Origin of the sequence: Methylobacterium platani (assembly GCF_001653715.1) — a bacterium.
Taxonomy (GTDB): domain Bacteria; phylum Pseudomonadota; class Alphaproteobacteria; order Rhizobiales; family Beijerinckiaceae; genus Methylobacterium; species Methylobacterium platani.
In genome coordinates this window covers 1-16,227 of record NZ_LWHQ01000039.1, presented here as the reverse complement: position 1 = coordinate 16,227, position 16,227 = coordinate 1, and the positions used below count along the sequence as shown (strand labels likewise).

Annotated in this window: 17 protein-coding genes; all 17 read left to right on the top strand. The window is 70.5% G+C overall.

The annotated features are described in order from the left end of the window. The first annotated feature begins 1 nt into the window (after position 1). Complete coding sequence (locus A5481_RS19715) at positions 2 to 256, top strand: phage head-tail joining protein (protein WP_048432643.1); 255 nt, start codon at positions 2 to 4, stop codon at positions 254 to 256. Positions 257 to 318: 62 nt separating this feature from the next. Then, positions 319 to 1,872 (top strand): phage portal protein, encoded by a 1,554-nt coding sequence (locus A5481_RS19710; protein ID WP_048432663.1) that lies wholly within the window; start codon positions 319 to 321, stop codon positions 1,870 to 1,872. An 11-nt stretch (positions 1,873 to 1,883) separates the two neighbouring features. Continuing rightward, positions 1,884 to 3,035: a head maturation protease, ClpP-related gene (locus A5481_RS19705; RefSeq protein WP_048432644.1), complete on the top strand. Its 1,152-nt coding sequence runs from the start codon at positions 1,884 to 1,886 to the stop codon at positions 3,033 to 3,035. Positions 3,036 to 3,038: 3 nt separating this feature from the next. Continuing rightward, on the top strand, positions 3,039 to 3,419 hold the full coding sequence (locus A5481_RS19700) for a head decoration protein (RefSeq protein WP_048432645.1): 381 nt from the start codon (positions 3,039 to 3,041) through the stop codon (positions 3,417 to 3,419). Between the two features lie 6 nt (positions 3,420 to 3,425). Continuing rightward, positions 3,426 to 4,481, top strand: coding sequence for a major capsid protein (locus A5481_RS19695; RefSeq protein WP_053082274.1), 1,056 nt, complete (start codon positions 3,426 to 3,428; stop codon positions 4,479 to 4,481). A 125-nt stretch (positions 4,482 to 4,606) separates the two neighbouring features. Then, positions 4,607 to 4,846 (top strand): hypothetical protein, encoded by a 240-nt coding sequence (locus tag A5481_RS19690; protein ID WP_048432665.1) that lies wholly within the window; start codon positions 4,607 to 4,609, stop codon positions 4,844 to 4,846. Continuing rightward, positions 4,843 to 5,205 (top strand): head-tail joining protein, encoded by a 363-nt coding sequence (locus A5481_RS19685; RefSeq protein ID WP_048432646.1) that lies wholly within the window; start codon positions 4,843 to 4,845, stop codon positions 5,203 to 5,205. The genes A5481_RS19690 and A5481_RS19685 overlap by 4 nt, the downstream gene beginning before the upstream one ends. Continuing rightward, entirely contained in the window at positions 5,202 to 5,867 is a 666-nt protein-coding gene (locus A5481_RS19680; RefSeq protein WP_048432647.1) for a DUF6441 family protein, read from the top strand. Before A5481_RS19685 ends, A5481_RS19680 begins: the two co-directional genes overlap by 4 nt. Further along, positions 5,867 to 6,301, top strand: coding sequence for a hypothetical protein (locus tag A5481_RS19675; protein ID WP_048432648.1), 435 nt, complete (start codon positions 5,867 to 5,869; stop codon positions 6,299 to 6,301). Before A5481_RS19680 ends, A5481_RS19675 begins: the two co-directional genes overlap by 1 nt. 19 nt (positions 6,302 to 6,320) lie before the next feature. Beyond that, a complete protein-coding gene (locus A5481_RS19670) occupies positions 6,321 to 7,262 on the top strand; it encodes a phage tail tube protein (protein ID WP_048432649.1) in 942 nt (313 codons plus the stop codon). A gap of 242 nt (positions 7,263 to 7,504) precedes the next feature. Then, on the top strand, positions 7,505 to 7,921 hold the full coding sequence (locus A5481_RS19665; protein ID WP_048432650.1) for a hypothetical protein: 417 nt from the start codon (positions 7,505 to 7,507) through the stop codon (positions 7,919 to 7,921). 65 nt (positions 7,922 to 7,986) lie between these two features. Then, entirely contained in the window at positions 7,987 to 8,172 is a 186-nt protein-coding gene (locus A5481_RS19660; RefSeq protein ID WP_048432651.1) for a DUF7697 family protein, read from the top strand. Further along, positions 8,162 to 12,118: a phage tail length tape measure family protein gene (locus A5481_RS19655; protein ID WP_053082275.1), complete on the top strand. Its 3,957-nt coding sequence runs from the start codon at positions 8,162 to 8,164 to the stop codon at positions 12,116 to 12,118. The genes A5481_RS19660 and A5481_RS19655 overlap by 11 nt, the downstream gene beginning before the upstream one ends. Continuing rightward, complete coding sequence (locus A5481_RS19650) at positions 12,118 to 12,492, top strand: hypothetical protein (protein WP_048432652.1); 375 nt, start codon at positions 12,118 to 12,120, stop codon at positions 12,490 to 12,492. The genes A5481_RS19655 and A5481_RS19650 overlap by 1 nt, the downstream gene beginning before the upstream one ends. A 4-nt stretch (positions 12,493 to 12,496) precedes the next feature. Then, complete coding sequence (locus tag A5481_RS19645; protein WP_048432653.1) at positions 12,497 to 13,048, top strand: DUF1833 family protein; 552 nt, start codon at positions 12,497 to 12,499, stop codon at positions 13,046 to 13,048. Next, entirely contained in the window at positions 13,045 to 13,443 is a 399-nt protein-coding gene (locus A5481_RS19640) for a hypothetical protein (protein WP_053082276.1), read from the top strand. Before A5481_RS19645 ends, A5481_RS19640 begins: the two co-directional genes overlap by 4 nt. Positions 13,444 to 13,449: 6 nt before the next feature. Then, positions 13,450 to 16,227 (top strand): host specificity factor TipJ family phage tail protein (locus A5481_RS19635; protein WP_245298649.1); only part of this gene is annotated, 2,778 nt, incomplete at its 3' end.

The window sequence follows — 16,227 nt, the reverse complement described above, 5'->3', positions numbered from 1 at the left end:
CATGGCCGACACGCCGGAACTGCAACTCGCGAAGCTCCGCGCCCAACTGGTGAAGCTCGACGCGGCGATGGCGAGCGGCGTGCTCACCGTCGAGGGAGCCGACAACACTGGCCGGGTGACCTATCGCATCTACGCCGAGATGAAGCAGGCGCGGCGCGACCTCGTGCAGCGCATCAACGCGCTGGTGGTCGCAACCGGCGGCACGGTCACGCGGCGCGCCAGCCAGGTCGTGATGACGGGGCGCAGCGGGTGGTGAGCGCCACGCCGCCCGTCCGGTTCCGGGTCAAGGGCACCGGCCAGTACGTCGCGCCGGTCGCCATGGACCTCGACGGCGAGCCAGCCGGTACGATCGAGGCCCCGGCCTACGACGTCGCGGGCGGGCGCGGCCGGCGCTCCCGCGCCTGGCGGGTCGGCAGCTACGGCCCGAACAGCGCGATCACCTACGCACTCGACGAGCTGCGGCGGAAGAGCCGCGACCAGACCCGGCGCAACCCCTACGCCGGCGCCGCGGTCGACCGGCTGGTGTCGAACATCGTCGGCACCGGCATCGTGCCGCGTTCCACCGCGGCCCGCTCGACCGAAGGGCTGTCGAAGGCCGAGGCCCGCCGAATCAAGAAGGAGGATGCTGCGTTCCGGGCCGGGCTGCAGGCGCTATTCCTGGCCTGGACCGACGAGGCCGACAGCATCGGCGCCCACGACTTCTACGGCCTGCAGGCCATCGCGGTGCGCGGCATGGTCGAGGGCGGCGAGAGCTTCACCCGCTTGCGTACCCGGCTGCTCTCGGACGGGTTGTCGGTGCCGCTGCAGCTGCAGGTCCTTGAGGGCGACCACTGCCCGCACCTCAAGACCGAGCCCGGCAACAACGTTCGGCAGGGCATCCGCTACAACGCGATCGGCCGGCGCCAGAGCTACTTCCTCTATCGGGAGCACCCCGGCGATGGCGTCATGGTGCCGGCTGGCCTCGAACTCGCCGAGGTGCCGGCGACCGACGTGGCGCATCTCTACCGGGCGATGCGCCCCGGGCAGGACCGCGGCGAACCCTGGCTCGCCCGGGCGCTGCGCACGCTTTACGACCTCGACGGCTACCTGGACGCCGAGCTCGTCCGCAAGAAGAACGCGGCGCGCCTCGTCGGATTCATCAAGCGCGTCATGGACGAGGGGGCGGACAGCCCGGCCGGCTCCGGGCCGCTCGGCACGGACGGCGCTGACGACGATGGTGCCGTGTCGCTGGAGTTCGAGCCCGGCACCCTGCAGGTGCTGGCCGACGGCGAGGAGGTGCAGTTCTCCGACCCGAAGGACGTCGGGCCGAACTTCGACATGTTCGTCCGCGAGGCCAAGCGGCAGATCGCGGCAGCCTGCGGCCTGCTCTACGAGATCCTGAGCGGCGACTACAGCACGCTCGACGATCGCACGCTGCGCGCCGCACTCAACGACTTCCGCCGCGGCGTCGAGGCGCTGCAGCACCATCAGGTCGTGTTCCAGTTCTGCCGCCCGATCTGGCGCCGGTGGATCGACCTCGCGATCATGTCGGGCGCGATGAAGCTGCCGGCCGGCATGCCGCGCGCCGCGGCCTACGCCGCCAACTGGGTGCCCCAGGCCTGGCCGTACATCCACCCGGTGCAGGACGTCGAGGGCAAGACGAAGGAGATCCAGGCAGGCCTCTCCTCGCGCGCCCGCAAGGTCGCCGAGGGCGGTTTCGACGCCGAGACCATCGACGCCGAGAATCAGGCGGACAACGAGCGGGCCGACGAAATGGGCCTCGCCTACACCAGCGACGGGCGGAACGCGGTCGACACCGCGCCGGCCGGGGAAGCGGCGCCGCCGGCTGACCCCGTGCCGCAGCCCAAGACCAAGCTCAAGCCCACAACCTGACAGGATCCGATATGGCCGTGCTGGTCAACGGGAACGAGATCGTGCTCTCGGGCACGGTCGGCGACCTCTATTGGGACGAGTGCTTCACCGCGTCCGACGTCATCGTGGCCCTGGCCCAGGTCGGGCGCGGCGCGGACGTCACGATCCGCCTCAACAGCGGCGGTGGAATCGCCACCGAGGGCGCGGCGATCCACTCTGCGCTCGCGGCGCACACCGGCCGTAAGACGATCGTCGTGGAAGGCATCGCAGCCTCGGCGGCCTCCGTCATCGCGATGGCCGGCGACGAGATCGTCATGGCGCTCGGCGCCCTGATGATGGTGCACGATCCCTCTGGCTTCACCTTCGGCACCGTGTCGGATCACGAGGCCTCCGTCCGCAGCCTGACCGCGCTCGCGACGGCGATGGCCGGCATCTACGCCGACCGCACCGGGCACACCGCCGACGAGGCGCGCGCCGACATGCGGGCCGAGATCTGGATGACCCCCGAGGAGGCGGTCGAGCGCGGCTATGCGGACCGCGTCCAGGCCAAGGCCGCCAACGACGATGCGGCGCCGGCCGAGCCGACCGCCTTCGACTACCGCCTCTTCACCCATCCGCCGGAGCGCCTTGTCGCCCTGGCCGATCAGCGCGCGTGGACGAACCGTGTCCGTGCGACCGCCGCGGCGCCCGCCGCCCCACCCCGTCAGAAGGAGAAGCTGATGGCGACCGAGAAGGCGGGCAACGAGCCCGCCGCCACCACCAAGTCCTCACCCCCGCCGGCGGCTACCCCGACCGCCACGGTATCCCGTTCCGACGCGGCCGAGATCGCCAAGCTCTGCGTGGACGGCGGCGTGCCCGCAATGGCGTCGACCCTTCTGGCCGAGGGCGTGACGATCGATCAGGCCAAGGCCCGGATCGGCGCCGCCGGCGAGATCAAGAACCTCGTCGCACTCGCCCGCCGCAAGGATCCGACCCTGCCGGGCGACCTCGACGCAACGATGCTCGCCGAGGGCAAGACCGTGGAGCAGGCCCGGGCCGCGCTCTTCGACAAGCTGGTGGCGGCCGAGGAGAAGACCTCGATCTCGTCCCACCCCCCGGCGCCCCAGGGCAACGCCGGCCTCACCGCCTCCGCCAGCAGCATGGAGCGCGAGCTCCGCCGTGCCGGCATCAAGAAGGACGCCTGATCCATGGCTCTCCTCGAGACCGCAATCGTCGCCTCCGACTGGCTGAAGCACGAGGACGGCTCCTACCGCAGCCGCGACACGGCCGTGATCGCCTCGGGCTCCGGCAAGCTCGCCTCCGGCACCGTCCTCGGCAAGGTCGCGGCCACCGGCAAGTACGTGCCGGCCGCGGCCTCCGGTTCCGACGGCTCGCAGACCGCCGTCGCGGTGCTGCTGTTCCCGGTCGACGCCACCAGCGCCGACGCCAAGGCGGTGATCGTGTCCCGGCACGCCATCGCGAGCCACGCCGGCCTCACCTACGGGGCCACCATCAACGATGCCACGAAGCGCGCAGCGGCGAACGCCCAGCTGAACGCGGTCGGCATCATCGTCCGCCAGGGGGCCTGACCCGCGATGCCCACGATCCTCGACATCTTCAACCAGGACGCCTTCTCGGCGTCGGCCCTGACCGGCAACGTCACCCTGGTGCCGAACAGCTACGGGCGCATCAACGAGCTCGGGCTGTTCACGCCCGAGCCGATCGCCACCACCTCGGTGACCCTCTTCATCGAGAACGGCGTGCTCACCCTGCTGCCGACCCGACCGCGCGGCGGTCCGGCGTCCCTCGGCACCCGCGGCAAGCAGAAGCCGAAGGCCTTCTACGTGCCGCACATCCCGCACGACGACAGCGTGCTGGCGACCGACGTCCAGAACATGCTGGCGCTCTCGCCGAACGGCGTCGCCGGCCTGGAAACCGTGCTCGGCTTCGTGAATCGCAAGCTCATCACGATGCGTCGCAAGCACGCGATCACGCTGGAGAACCTGCGGATCGGGGCGCTCAAGGGCGTGGTGCGCGATTCCGACGGCTCGGTCATTGTGAACTACTTCACCGAGTTCGGCATCACCGAGCAGGTCGTGGATTTCACCCTCGGCACCGCCTCCACCGACGTGCTCGGCAAGTGCCAGGACGTCACCGGCTACATGGAGGACAATCTCCTCGGCGAGACCATGACCGGCGTGCACGCGCTCGCCTCGCCCGAGTGGTTCCGCAAGTTCGTCTCGCACGCCAGCGTGAAGGAGGCCTTCAAGTACTACCAGTCGGGGCCGCAGATCCTGCGCGAAGACGTCCGCAAGGGCTTCACCTTCGGCGGGATAACCTTCGAGGAATACCGCGGCTCGGCCTCCTACGTGCAGGAGGACGGGACCACCAGCGTGCCGCAGCGGTTCATCCCGGCCGGCGACGTGCGGTTCTTCCCGCTCGGCACCACCGACACCTTCACGAACTACTGGGCGCCGCCCGATTTCTGGTCGGAGGTGAACCTAGCGCCGGCGATCGGCGACGCCGAGGTGTTCGTGGCGCCGCTCGAGCCGAAGAAGTTCGGCAAGGGCATGGACATGCACACCGAGTCCAACCCGCTCCCGCTCGTGAAGCGCCCGGCCCTGCTGGTGCGCGGCACCACCTCGAACTGAGGCGCGGCATGCGGTCCATCCGCATGCTTGTCGCCGACGAGGTCGACCACTGGCCGCCCGGGATCCCGGGCGGCCCCATCGTCCTGACGCCTGCGCAGCAGGCCTTCATCGAGAGGAGACGCGCCATGCGGCTGCGCGAGAAGGGCAAGACGGACGGCGAGATCGTCGCCATGGGATGGGACGAGGCGCAGGCGGCGCTCGCCGCCGGCACCCACGAAGTCGCTGAGGGCTCGGATACCGGCGCCGGCGGCGATGCCCCCGCGGCCGAGGCCGAGGGCACCGCGGGCGCGGATCAGGGCAAGCAGGGTGGCGACGCTTCGAAGGCCAAGACCGAGGCCGACAAGGCGCAGCGCGCCGCGCGATGAGCGTCCTGTCGATGGCGGTGGACGCCCTGTTCGATGACCCGAACCTCAGCCGCGACGCCGTGTGGCGGGCGAACGGTGCCGGCGATGGCCTGCACGTTCGCATCCGCCGGCGCTCGCCGGAGGCGATCATCGGTGTGGGCGACAACCGCTTCGACCTCGACGCCATGCTGGTCGACGTCCGCCTGTCCGAGGTCCCCAGCCCGGCCAAGGGCGACACATTCGAGGTGGAGGCGGAAGACGGCGAGCCCGGCGGCCTGTTCGAGGTCATTGGGCTCGCCACGATCGACAGCCATCGCCTGGTGCGTACCTGCGAGGTGGCGCCGATCGCCGAGGACGATCCGGAGGATGAGGAGCCGTGAGGCTAACCGCCCAGGCGCCGGATATCCGCGGCGCCCTGGCCGGCACCGAGGTGCAGATCGCCCGCTCGGTCACCGCCGGCATGCGGCAGGTCACCGACGGGCTGAAGGAGGATCTGCGCGCCGAGGTGCGTGATGCCGGGCTCGGTCCGCGCCTCGCCAATACTTGGCGCGGCCAGACCTTCCCGAAGGCCGGCGAGAGCGCGGATGCCGCCGCCTACGTCTCGTCGAACGCCCCGAAGCTGATCGACGCCTTCGACCGCGGTGTGACGATCAAGGGCAAGGGCGGCCAGTACCTTGCGATCCCGACGCCTGATGCCGGCGTCCGGCAGCTGTCGAAGCGCCGGACGAAGGGCTCAACCGATAACACCCTGTCGCCGTCGGCGTGGGAGCGGGAGACCGGTGTGAAGCTGCGCTTCATCCCGACCCGCAGCGGCGGCGTGCTGGTCGCCGACGCCTTCTATCGCCGGCAGGCAGCACGCTTCCAGCGCCGCAAGAGCTTCCGGGCGATCCGCGAGGCGGGTCCTGAGAAGGGGCGCAAGTTCGTGGTGATCTTCGTCCTGGTGCGCCAGGTGAAGCTCCGCAAACGGCTCGACATCGACACGACGGCGAGGGCCTGGGCCGAGCGCGTGCCTGGGGCCATTGCCGCCAACTGGAGCGCCTGATGCCGAGCAAACGCGAGCGGGTGATCCAGGCCGTCACCGACCTGCTGAAGGGCGCTCTGCCGAAGGCCTCGCATTTCCGCAACGAGGTGAAGCCCGAGGCTATCCCGGCTAACGGCTTCGTCAACGTGGACGACGGCGACCCGGGCGAGCCCGAGGTCACGCTGAACCCCACCACCTGGATCTACGAGCATAGCATCCCGGTCGACGTCGCGGCGCTCAAGAGCCGGACCGTCAGCGCCGAGTTGCGCCTGGACGCCATGCTGCAGGCGATCGGCGCAGCCGTGGCAGCGGATCGGACCCTCGGCGGTCTCTGCGACTACCTGATGGTGCAGGCCGCCACCACCGAACCCCTGACGGCGGAAGGCGCGGCCGTCTCGCGCCTGGCGCTGGTCGAGATCGTCGCCGTCTACGGCACCACCGATCCCTTGAACTAAACCACCACAGGAGAGAACCATGGCTCGCGCCCGCGGAGCGAACGCCATCATGGCGGCTGCCTTCGAGACCACCTACGGCGTCCCGCCCGTCAGCGGCTTCCGCAAGCTACCCTTCGTCTCGTCGAACCTCGGCGAGGAACAGGGTCTGATCGCGAGCGACCTGCTCGGTTACGGCCGCGAGCCGCTGCCGCCGACCCGCGACGTCGTCAACAACGACGGCGACGTGGTCGTGCCGATCGACCTGCGCAACTTCGGCAACTGGTTGAAGCTGTTCATGGGCGCGCCCTCGAGCACCGACGCCAGCGGCGTGCGAACCCACGTCTTCACCTCCGGCGCCGTCGCGCTGCCGTCGATGACGGTGGAAGTCGGCCTGCCGGAGGTGCCGAGCTACGGTCAGAACTTCGGTGTGCGCGGCAACACGCTCCGGGTGCAGATGCAGCGCTCCGGCCTGCTCACCGCGACGCTCGGGCTGATCGCTCAAGGGGAGAACAAGCTGGGCGCGTCGGCCGCCGGCACGCTTGCCGAGTCCTCGGTCGAGCGGTTCAGCCCGTTCCAGGGCGCCATCACCCGCGGCGGCCAGCCGCTCGGCTCGGTCGTCTCGGCGGACTTCACCTACTCGAACAACCTCGACAAGGTCGAGGTGATCCGCGGCGACGGCCGCATCGAGGATGCCGACCCCGGCATGGTCATGATGTCCGGGAACGTCACGGTCCGGTTCGCGAACACCATCCTCCTCGACCAAGCGACCGCCGGCACGCCAGTGGAGCTGACCTTCGGATGGGTCACCGACGCGGCCCGCTCGCTCGTGTTCACGGCGCACGCCGTCTACCTGCCGCGCGCCAAGACCCCGGTGACGGGTCCGAACGGGGTGCAAGCCACCTTCGCGTGGCAGGCGGCCAAGGACATGACGCTCGGCAAGACCGTCACCGCCACGCTCATCAACAACGTCGCGACATACTGAGCGCGGCCCGTACCGCGCTCCGGTCGGCGAATCTCTTGCCCTCTGGGGTTGGCCCTCGCTACAACGACATGCCTCCGCGACGCGGGGATGGATCGCACGGGAGGTGTCCGCACCTGCCGTGCGTTAGCTTTGCTCGCTACGCTGAGCGAAATCCCCCGCGGGCCTGGGGATCGTTGCGAGATTGCCGGCAGGCAAGATGATCGCAGGGCGGCGCCCGATCATTTCTTTCTCCGCGAGGAATAATGCTCAAGCTTTCTCAGCCCGGCGAGCCGTTCTGGCTCGACGTTCTGCCCGGCGTCCGTGTCCGCTTCCGGCCGATCACCGTCGCCTCGATGCTCGTCGCCCGCGAGGCGGTCGGCAAGGTCTTCCGCGACGAAGATCAGGACGACGTCGGCGCGCGCGCCAACATCGCCCTCGTGCGTGAGCTCGCCCGCCGCGGCATCGTGGAGTGGGAGGGTATCGGCGATGCCGGTGGTCAGCCGATCCCGGTCACCCGCGAGGCCGTCGATCTCCTGATGGAGAACTGGCCGGCCTACGACGCGATCGACAACCTCTACGTCGCGCCGGCCCTCGCGAGAGACGCGGAAAAAAACGTATCGTCGAGCTCGTCCGCTGGCACTTCGGTGGAGGCGCCAAATACTGCGACGCCTGTGGCGTAGAATGCGACGCCTGCCCGTACCGCGAGCACGCGCCCGCAACGGATGACGGCCTGACAGCCTGGGCCGTGATCCGCCGCTGCGGCGGACAGGTCCGAGCCGGCATTGGCGCCCCCTACGCCCTCGACTTCGGCGCCGTGCTGGCGCTGGCCGACGCCATGGGCGCGACCTCCGCGCTCCTCGCCGACGTCCTGCCACACGTCGAGCCCGTCATCGTGAAGGCCTACCAGGAGCAGAGCGAGAATGCCGACTAGCGTCGCCATCCGCCTCGGCGTCGAGGGTGGAGCCGAGGTCAAGCGCGTCCTCACCGAGACCGGTCAGGACGGCCAGGCCGCATTCCAGAAGATCGCCGCCGCCAGCGATGCGGCCGGCGCGGCCGTCGATCGGCAGACCGCCAAGTTCCAGCGGCTGGCGGCGGCCGCTCGCGAGGCGGAGACGCAGGCCCGGGCGCAGGCGAACATCAACGCCGTGCTCGGCGTCGGCCAGGGCTCGACCGGGGCCGCGCGCGACTCGGCCTCCGTGTTCGAGTTGCAGGCCAGGGCCGCCGACGAGGCGGCGCGGCGGGCGGAGGTGCTGTCGCGCGAGGTCGCGACGCTGCAGAGCCGGTTCGACCCGATGGCGGCGGCTGGCGCCCGCTACTCGGCCGCGCTGGCGGACATCGCCCGGGCGGAGGAGATCGGCGCCCTCTCGGCCAACAAGGCGGCGGCGGCGCGCCTCGCGGCGGTGCGCTCGTTCGAGGACAGCACCCAGCGCCTCGATCGCGCCGGCCTCGCCCAGAAGAACAGCGCCCAGGCGATGGTCAATGGCCAGACGATCGTGCCGAATCGCGGCGCGGACGTCGCGGCCTACGGCGACGAGCTCGACCGTCTGCGGGCCAAGTACAGCCCGCTGTTCGCCGCTCAGCGCGAGTACCTGGGCCAGCTTGCCGAGATCCGGCAAGCGGTACGGACTGGCGCACTGACGCAGGCCGAGGGCGCCGCCGCAATCGAGCGGACGAAGTCCGGCTTCGCCGAGCAGGTCAGGGCGAGCAAGAACGGTGGGTCAAGTGCGCAGCGCGATGCGGCGCTGCTGAACATCGCGTTCCAGGGCAAGGATGCGTTCGAGCAGGTGCTGGCCGGGACATCGGTTACCCGCGCCGCGATGATGCAGTTGCCGACCGCCGCGGGTATCGCGGCGCAAGGTGGGCTGTCCGCTAAGGACGTCGTCACCGGCATTGCCGGTAAGGTCGGCGACCTTGCCACCAGCTCCGCGAGAGCGGTGGCCGGTCTGGGCCTGATGGGCGGCGCGATCGGCGTCGTGACCACGGCGGCGGTCGCCGGCACGGCCGCGGTGCTGTCCTACCAGAGCTCGATGCGTGAGACGGAACGCGCGCTGGCCGGTACCGGCCGAGCCTCCGGCGCGAATGCCGTGCTGATCAATGCGGCGGCACAGGCGGCCGCGGCATCGGGCGAGGTGTCGGTCCGGCAGGCCCGGCAGTTCTCGGCCGAGTATGCCAGCACGGGGCGCGTCGGCGTCGAGATGTATGCCAGCCTCGCCCGTACCGTGCGGGACTACGCGGCCAGCACCAACCAGGACGCGGCCGACGCCAACGGCGACCTCGCCAAGGCCTTCGGCAACCCGGACTTGGTCCGCGGCCTCGACGCCCTGAACGAGAAGCTGGGCTTCCTGGACGATCGCACCCGGGAGACGGTCCGACGGCTGGCCGAGCAGGGCGACCGCCTCGCCGCCCAGCGCGTCGGGTTTGACGCCTATGCCGCTGCCTTGACCAAGGCTTCGGAGTTGACTGGCACCTTCGGTGACAAAACCTCGGCGTTCGGCCGCGTGTTCGGCAACGTCTGGGACATGGTCGGCGAGAAGCTGGACAAGGTGCTCACCGGCGGCACCCTGGACGAGCGGATCAAGGATCTTCAGGCTCAACTTGAGCAGACCGAACGCATGCGCGGTCGGCTCTTCGGCCTGTTCGACTACAGGGTGGACGCGCCAGCCAACGACCTGCGGACGCAGATCGCGCGCCTGCGCGGGGTCCAGAGCGGCCAGGCGGAGCAGACCGCCCGGGCGCAGACCGCACAGCGGTCGCGCGAGATCGGCGACATCGTCCGGTCGTTGGACCCCGAGCGGGCGCAGTTCGAGCAGATGCAGGACCGCGTGGAGCGCCTGCGCCGCACCATCTCGGATCCGGTGCGCTTCGGGCTTGACGGCTCTATGCTGGGGCAGGCGATTGCCCAATTCGAGCGGCTGCAGAACCTCACCCGGAATACCCGCGAGGACCTGGAGCGCTTCGGCTCGGTCGAGGCGGCCAACGCGGCGCGCGCCGCCCGGAACGACAATGCGAACGTCGGCCTGAACTCGGTCGACAAGGCAATCGTGGAGCGCAACCAGCGCCTCGATGCGGAGCTGCGGGCCAAGAGCCTCGATACCCTCCCGACCCGGGAGGAGGTCAACCGCCAGTACGCCGAGCGCGCCCGCGCCCCCGGCCTGGATGTTCCCGAACTCGCTTCCCTGCAGGCGGAGCGCGAAACTCGCCTGCGGTCGATCACCGAGCGCGAGACGCTGATCGCGACGGCCAAGACCGAAATCGATACGATGAAGAAGACCGCCGAGGAGGCCGCTAAGCGGACTTCTGCGAGCAGCGATTTCATCTCGGCGATGATCAATGTGGAGAGCCGCGGCAGCACCACCGCTCGCAATCCCATGTCGACGGCCACCGGCCTGGGCCAGTTCATCGAGAGCACGTGGCTCCGGCTCTTCCCGAAGGTCTTTCCGGAGCGCGCTGCCGGCATGGGCCGTGACGAGATCCTGTCTCGCCGGACCGACCGGGAGGACAGCATCGCCCTCATCCAGGCGCTCGCGGCCGAGAACCGCCGGGCGCTTGAGCGCGCAGATCTGCCCACCAACAACCGGAACCAGTACCTCGCGTGGTTCCTCGGGTCGCCCACTGCGGTCAAGGCGCTTCGGGCGGATCCCGATGCCCCCATTTCTTCAGTCGCGCCGGCCGACGCGATCGCGGCCAATCGCAAGGTGCTCGAGGGCCGCAGCGTCGGCCAGGTGCTCAACTGGGCCGACCGGACCATCAACCAGAACGCGCCCGGGGTCCGCAACACCGAGCGCGACGCCTTCATCCTCCGCTCTCAGGTCACCGCGACCGACCAGACGACCGAGGCGGAGACCCGGCGCGCCAAGGTGCAGGAGCTTCTGTCGGACGCGATCTCGCGCGGCACCGAGATCGGCCGGCAGTTCACGACCGCCCAGGAGCTGATGGCGGCGAAGAGCGACAAGCTGACGGACACCGCCCGCAACGAGCGGCAAGCCATGCTCGACGTCGCTGACGCCTATGCGAAGGCCTCGGCGAGCCTGGAGAACAGCCGTATCGGCAAGGACATCCTGTTCGAGCGCGCACAGCTCGGGCGCACGGCCTCGGAGCAGGCCGTGTACTCGCGCCTCCGCGGTACCGGCCTCGGGATGGATTCAGCCGAGGCCGAGGGGCTGCGCTTGAACGAGAGCATCCGGCAGACGCAGGCCGCGATGTCGAGCCTGGCGAGCATGGGCAATACGCTCATCGACCCGCTCGTGGACAGCACCCGCTCGTGGTCGGACTCCTTCCTCGACCTGTCGAAGAACATCTCGCGGGCGGCGCTTCAGGCGGCGCTGTTCGGCCAGGGCCCGCTCGCCAGCTTCTTCAACATGCAGGGCCAGGGCGGCGGGCCGGGTGGTCTCTTCGGCAGCCTCTTCGGGGCGGCCAAGGGTGCCGGCGGTGTCGACGTCGGTGCGACGTCCTGGATGCCGAAGTTCGCGGATGGTGGTTGGACCGGATCCGGCGCTCGCCTCGAGGCGGCCGGCATCGTCCACAAGGGCGAGTACGTCTTCGACCAAGACGCGGTGCGCCGGATCGGCCTCGACAATCTGCGGGCGATGCACCGCGGCGGGCCGGGCTACGCCGATGGCGGTTATGTCAGCCGTTCCGGCGGCTTCACCATGCCCAGCGCCGACCCTGCGGGAAGCGCTGGAAGTGGCCCGCCGGCGATCAACTTCATCACCCCGCCGGGCATGCAGCTGGAGGCGGACGGTCCGCCGCAACGCCGCGCCGATGGGTCCTACGACCAGCTGCTGCGCACCGTTGAGAGCGGACTTGCCGGCCGTGCCCGCAACAGCCGCGGCCCGTTCCAGCAGGCCGCCGGTGGCGCCTGGGCAAGGTCGGGCTGATGGCGCTCCCGACTTGGCCTGCTGGCCTCCCGCCGCTGCGGGGACTTGCCTCCTCGGCTGGGTCCGACAGCCTGCACCCGGAGGCGCAGTCGACGCAGTTCGACGACGGGCCAGACCGCACCCGCCGTCGAACGTTGTTCGTCACGACGCCTCTCGCGATGCAGCTGCGCCTTTCGCCGGCGCAGTTCGTGGCATTCAAGGCGTTCCACCTGAACGACTTGAACACAGGCGCCCGGCGTTTTACGGCGCCAGTGCTCCTTCCGGACATGAGCATCGGCACCCGCACCTGCCAGATCAGGGGCAAGGTCGCGTGGTCGGCGCCGAAGAAGTTCGAGTACCTCGTCTCCTTCACCCTCGTCGTCCAGGACTGGTGACCCCGTGACCGTAAGCGCAGCCCTGCGCGAGGCCTACGCCTCCGGCGACACCGAGGGCATCATCGTCACCACCGTCGAAGTCGATCACGCCTCGCTCGACGCGGCGATCTATCTTGCCCAGAACGTCGATAGCGAACTCGGCGAGCCCGGCGAGACGATCCTGCTGCCGCTGTTCGAGGGCGGCCCGAAGATCCCGCACCTGCTCTGTGCCTTCGCGCTGATCCCGCCCGGCGCCGACCAGGACGGCCCGACCGACGGCCGGCTTCAGATCGACAACGTCTCGGACCTGCTCCACGAGCTGATGCAGGGCGTGATCGGCTACAACGAGGCGATCACGATCGCCTTCCGCCAGTACCGGGTCTTGCCCGGCCGGCTCGACGCGGTGACCGGCCCCGACGACGACACCCTGACGGGCCTCGAGATGGTCGCGTTCGACATCACCGCCGACCGGGCCGAGGGCACGATCGCCTGGCCGGACGGCCGGCAGCAGAACGTCCCGACGGGCCCGCACGCCTTCTTCAACCGCGACGAGTACCCGGGGCTGTTCACGACGTGAGCGAGCGCGCTGACTTCCTCCGGAGCGTCCGCGGCCGGGCCTACGACCGCGAGGCGTTCAATTGCTGGCACCTAGCGTCCCTGGTGCAGGCCGCCCTCTTCGGCCGGCTCCTACCGATCGCCGATCCGGCGCTGGTGGCGGACACGCGCGAGCGGGCGCGGGTGCTGGCCTCGCACCCGACCCGGGCGGAGTGGCGCGAGGTCGCCGTGCCGGTCGACGGCGCCCTGGTGCTGATGGGCAAGGCCGCCGGCGCCGAGACCCATGCCGGCACGTGGCTCGCCGAGGATGGCGGGCTGATCCTGCACACCGACGAGCCGCACGGCGTGGCTCTGGATCCACCGCTCGAGCTGGCGCAGGCGCGCCGGTGGCGGCTCACCTACCTGATCCCGGTCTAATCCCGCATGACCCTCGTCGTCACCGCCAACGTCCTCGGCCACGTCCGCGGCGAGCCCGTCCGGCTGCCGAACCGGCGCCGTCGGCTCTCCACGATCGTCGCCCGGCACAAGCCGGCCGGGCGGGACGTCGTCGTGTCGATCCACCGGAAGGGGGCGCAGGCCTACCGGCCGACCGACAGCAGCGTCCGCCTGCGCGCGCAGTGGAAGAGCACGCTCGTCGGCCCGCACGACGTGGTTCTGCTCACGGTCGCGCCGCTCGGCAAGGGGCTCGCCTCGATCGGCCTCGCCATCGCGTCGATCGCGCTGATCGCGATCGCGCCCTATGCCGCGCCGGCCATCGCGGCGGCGGCGACCGGCGTGGCCGTGGCGAGCACGGCGGCCACCTTTGCCGTCCAGGCCGGGCTCGTGATCGGCGGCATCGCGCTCGGCTACGCCGCCCAGGCGGCCAAGGGCGCCGGGAAGAGTCAGAGGCAGGCCGAGCTCTACAGCCTCTCGGGCGGCGGGAACGTGCCGAAGCCGGGCAGCCGGCGCCCGCTGCTCTACGGCCGCTGCTGGTCCGCGCCGCCGCTCAGCCAGGGGGATTATTTCCTCTACGACGGCGACACGATGGTGCTGACCAAGCGGATGACGCTCGGCATCGGCAAGTTCCAGGTCCACCGGATCCGCGTCGGCGACGCGCTGTTCTGGGACGAGACCACCGGCCTCCAGGCGCCGTTCAGCAGCACCGCGACCGGCAACCTCGGGACCGCGGTCGAGATCCTGTACGAGCAGGCCTCGCAGATCGCGTCCGGCGACGTCATCACCTCGACCAGCGTCTCGGGGCAGGAGCTGCCGCGGCCGGGCGGGAATCCGGCGCGCACGCCCTGGTTCCGGCTCACCCCGCAGGGCGTGGTCGCGGACGCGGCGCTGCTGTCCTGGACCTACCCGGCCGTCTACCGGGTGTCGACCTCCGGGCGCCAGGTCGGCACGGTCGCGGGCGTGGTCTTCTTCGGCCGGAAGATCGACCCCAACACGGGCGCCATCCTCGGCCCCGAGTTCGAGATCCAGCGCAGCACGGAGCTATCCGACACCTTCTCGCCGACGCCGCTCCGGCGCAGCGCCTATTTCCGCCTGCCCGAGCCCGGCAGCACCTACGAGATCTGCGGGCAGAACGCCTACCCCGATCCGGTCGGGTTCGAGCAGCAGAACCGCGCCACCTGGGACGGCATGTCGGCCTACCGGGACGACTATCGCATCCGGCCCGAGACCACCGAGATCGTCCTGCGGATCCGCGCCGGGAAGGGGCTGACCGTTACGGCCTACTCGGACATCATGGTCGACGCGACCCGCATCGTGCCGGTGTGGGACGGCAGCGCCTGGACCGAGCAGGCGACGCGCAAGGCGGTCTGGGCCTACTGCGACCTCGTCCGGTCGACCTACGGCCTCGCCCAGCCCGGCGGCGTCGATGCGGCGAAGGCGCTCTATTACGCCAACCTGCTGACCGCGAACGACACCTACGACGGCCTCCTGCCGGAGGTGAGTTCGTTCTGGGAGGCCGCGGGCCAGATCCTGCTCCCGCTCCGCGCCGACCCGGTGAAGATCGGCGCGGTGCACTCGTTCGTCCGCGACGAGAGCCGGGCCGAGCCGCGCCACATCCTCACCCGCCGCCAGATCGTGCGGGACTCGTCCGGCGCCACCTACAAGACCAAGGTGGAGGGCGGCGACGTCATCGTGGAGTTCGACCGCGACGGCGACCCGAAGCGGCCGGACGAGGTGCGCTACAGCTACGGCCCACCGACCCGGACCCCGAAGCGCTACAAGGTCGCCGGCATCGTCGACGGGCTGCACGCGCTGAAGCACGCGACCTGGCTCGCCGCCGTCGCGGTGTTCCGCGGCGCCGAGCGCAAAATTCAGACCGAATGGGACGGCCGCCTCGTCTACCCGGGCGACCACATCCTCTCCGACCTGTGGTTCCTGCGCGGGAAGAGCGCCTACGGTGTCGCCTCGGCCAACGGCAACCTGCTCACCCTCGACGTCACGGCGAACGTCCCGACCGCCTACGGCTACGGCTCCATCCGCACCCGCCAGGGGCGGGAGTGGGGCATCCTGCGCATGCGCGGCGTCGGCGCCCGCGGCCTCGAGCTGCACCCGGACGACGTCGCCGCGCTGTCGGCGCAGACCGGCCTCGGCCTCGCCGATGTGCTCGCCCGCGACACGCAGGACCCGACCACGGTGGTGCTCGGCGAGCTCGTCGAGCTGCAGGAGACCTACGTCGCCCGCTCGGCCATCCCGAGCGACCCGGACCACGTCCAGATCGAGATAGTCAAGGACGATGCCCGGGTGTGGCAGCTCCTCGACGAGCAGACGATCGCGCCGGCGCCGGTCGGCACTGACCCTCTCGCCGAGCCGCTGATGCCGACGATCTCGGTCCTGCACGCCCGCTGCCAGCGGGTGGAGACCGGCATCGAGGTCGTGTGGGGCGTCTCGGTCACCTACGGCGCCCGGGCCTACGAGGTCGAGATCAGCTACGACGGCGGCGCCACCTGGGAGGTGCTGTCGGCCCTCGGCCCCGCCTCGAGCGGCCGCGCGACGATGCGCCAGACCGAGCAGCCGGTGACGGTGCGCGCCCGCGCCTACGGCCGGACCGGACTGCACGGCGACTGGATCGAGACGACGTTCACGACGATGGCGCCGGTCGTCGATGGCGGGCTGGTGACGGACGATTCGCTCGGCATCGAGAAGATGAGCGCGCAGCTCAGGCGCGAGATCGGGGCGATCAGCGACCTGGGCCGCGGCACGCTGGCG

What these genes read in the sequence shown, in the direction of transcription:
- A5481_RS19715 (WP_048432643.1), top strand. Translation starts at nt 2, where the DNA reads ATGGCCGACACGCCGGAACTGCAACTCGCGAAGCTCCGCGCCCAACTG.
- A5481_RS19710 (WP_048432663.1), top strand. Translation starts at nt 319, where the DNA reads ATGGACCTCGACGGCGAGCCAGCCGGTACGATCGAGGCCCCGGCCTAC.
- A5481_RS19705 (WP_048432644.1), top strand. Translation starts at nt 1,884, where the DNA reads ATGGCCGTGCTGGTCAACGGGAACGAGATCGTGCTCTCGGGCACGGTC.
- A5481_RS19700 (WP_048432645.1), top strand. Translation starts at nt 3,039, where the DNA reads ATGGCTCTCCTCGAGACCGCAATCGTCGCCTCCGACTGGCTGAAGCAC.
- A5481_RS19695 (WP_053082274.1), top strand. Translation starts at nt 3,426, where the DNA reads ATGCCCACGATCCTCGACATCTTCAACCAGGACGCCTTCTCGGCGTCG.
- A5481_RS19690 (WP_048432665.1), top strand. Translation starts at nt 4,607, where the DNA reads ATGCGGCTGCGCGAGAAGGGCAAGACGGACGGCGAGATCGTCGCCATG.
- A5481_RS19685 (WP_048432646.1), top strand. Translation starts at nt 4,843, where the DNA reads ATGAGCGTCCTGTCGATGGCGGTGGACGCCCTGTTCGATGACCCGAAC.
- A5481_RS19675 (WP_048432648.1), top strand. Translation starts at nt 5,867, where the DNA reads ATGCCGAGCAAACGCGAGCGGGTGATCCAGGCCGTCACCGACCTGCTG.
- A5481_RS19670 (WP_048432649.1), top strand. Translation starts at nt 6,321, where the DNA reads ATGGCTCGCGCCCGCGGAGCGAACGCCATCATGGCGGCTGCCTTCGAG.
- A5481_RS19665 (WP_048432650.1), top strand. Translation starts at nt 7,505, where the DNA reads ATGCTCAAGCTTTCTCAGCCCGGCGAGCCGTTCTGGCTCGACGTTCTG.
- A5481_RS19655 (WP_053082275.1), top strand. Translation starts at nt 8,162, where the DNA reads ATGCCGACTAGCGTCGCCATCCGCCTCGGCGTCGAGGGTGGAGCCGAG.
- A5481_RS19650 (WP_048432652.1), top strand. Translation starts at nt 12,118, where the DNA reads ATGGCGCTCCCGACTTGGCCTGCTGGCCTCCCGCCGCTGCGGGGACTT.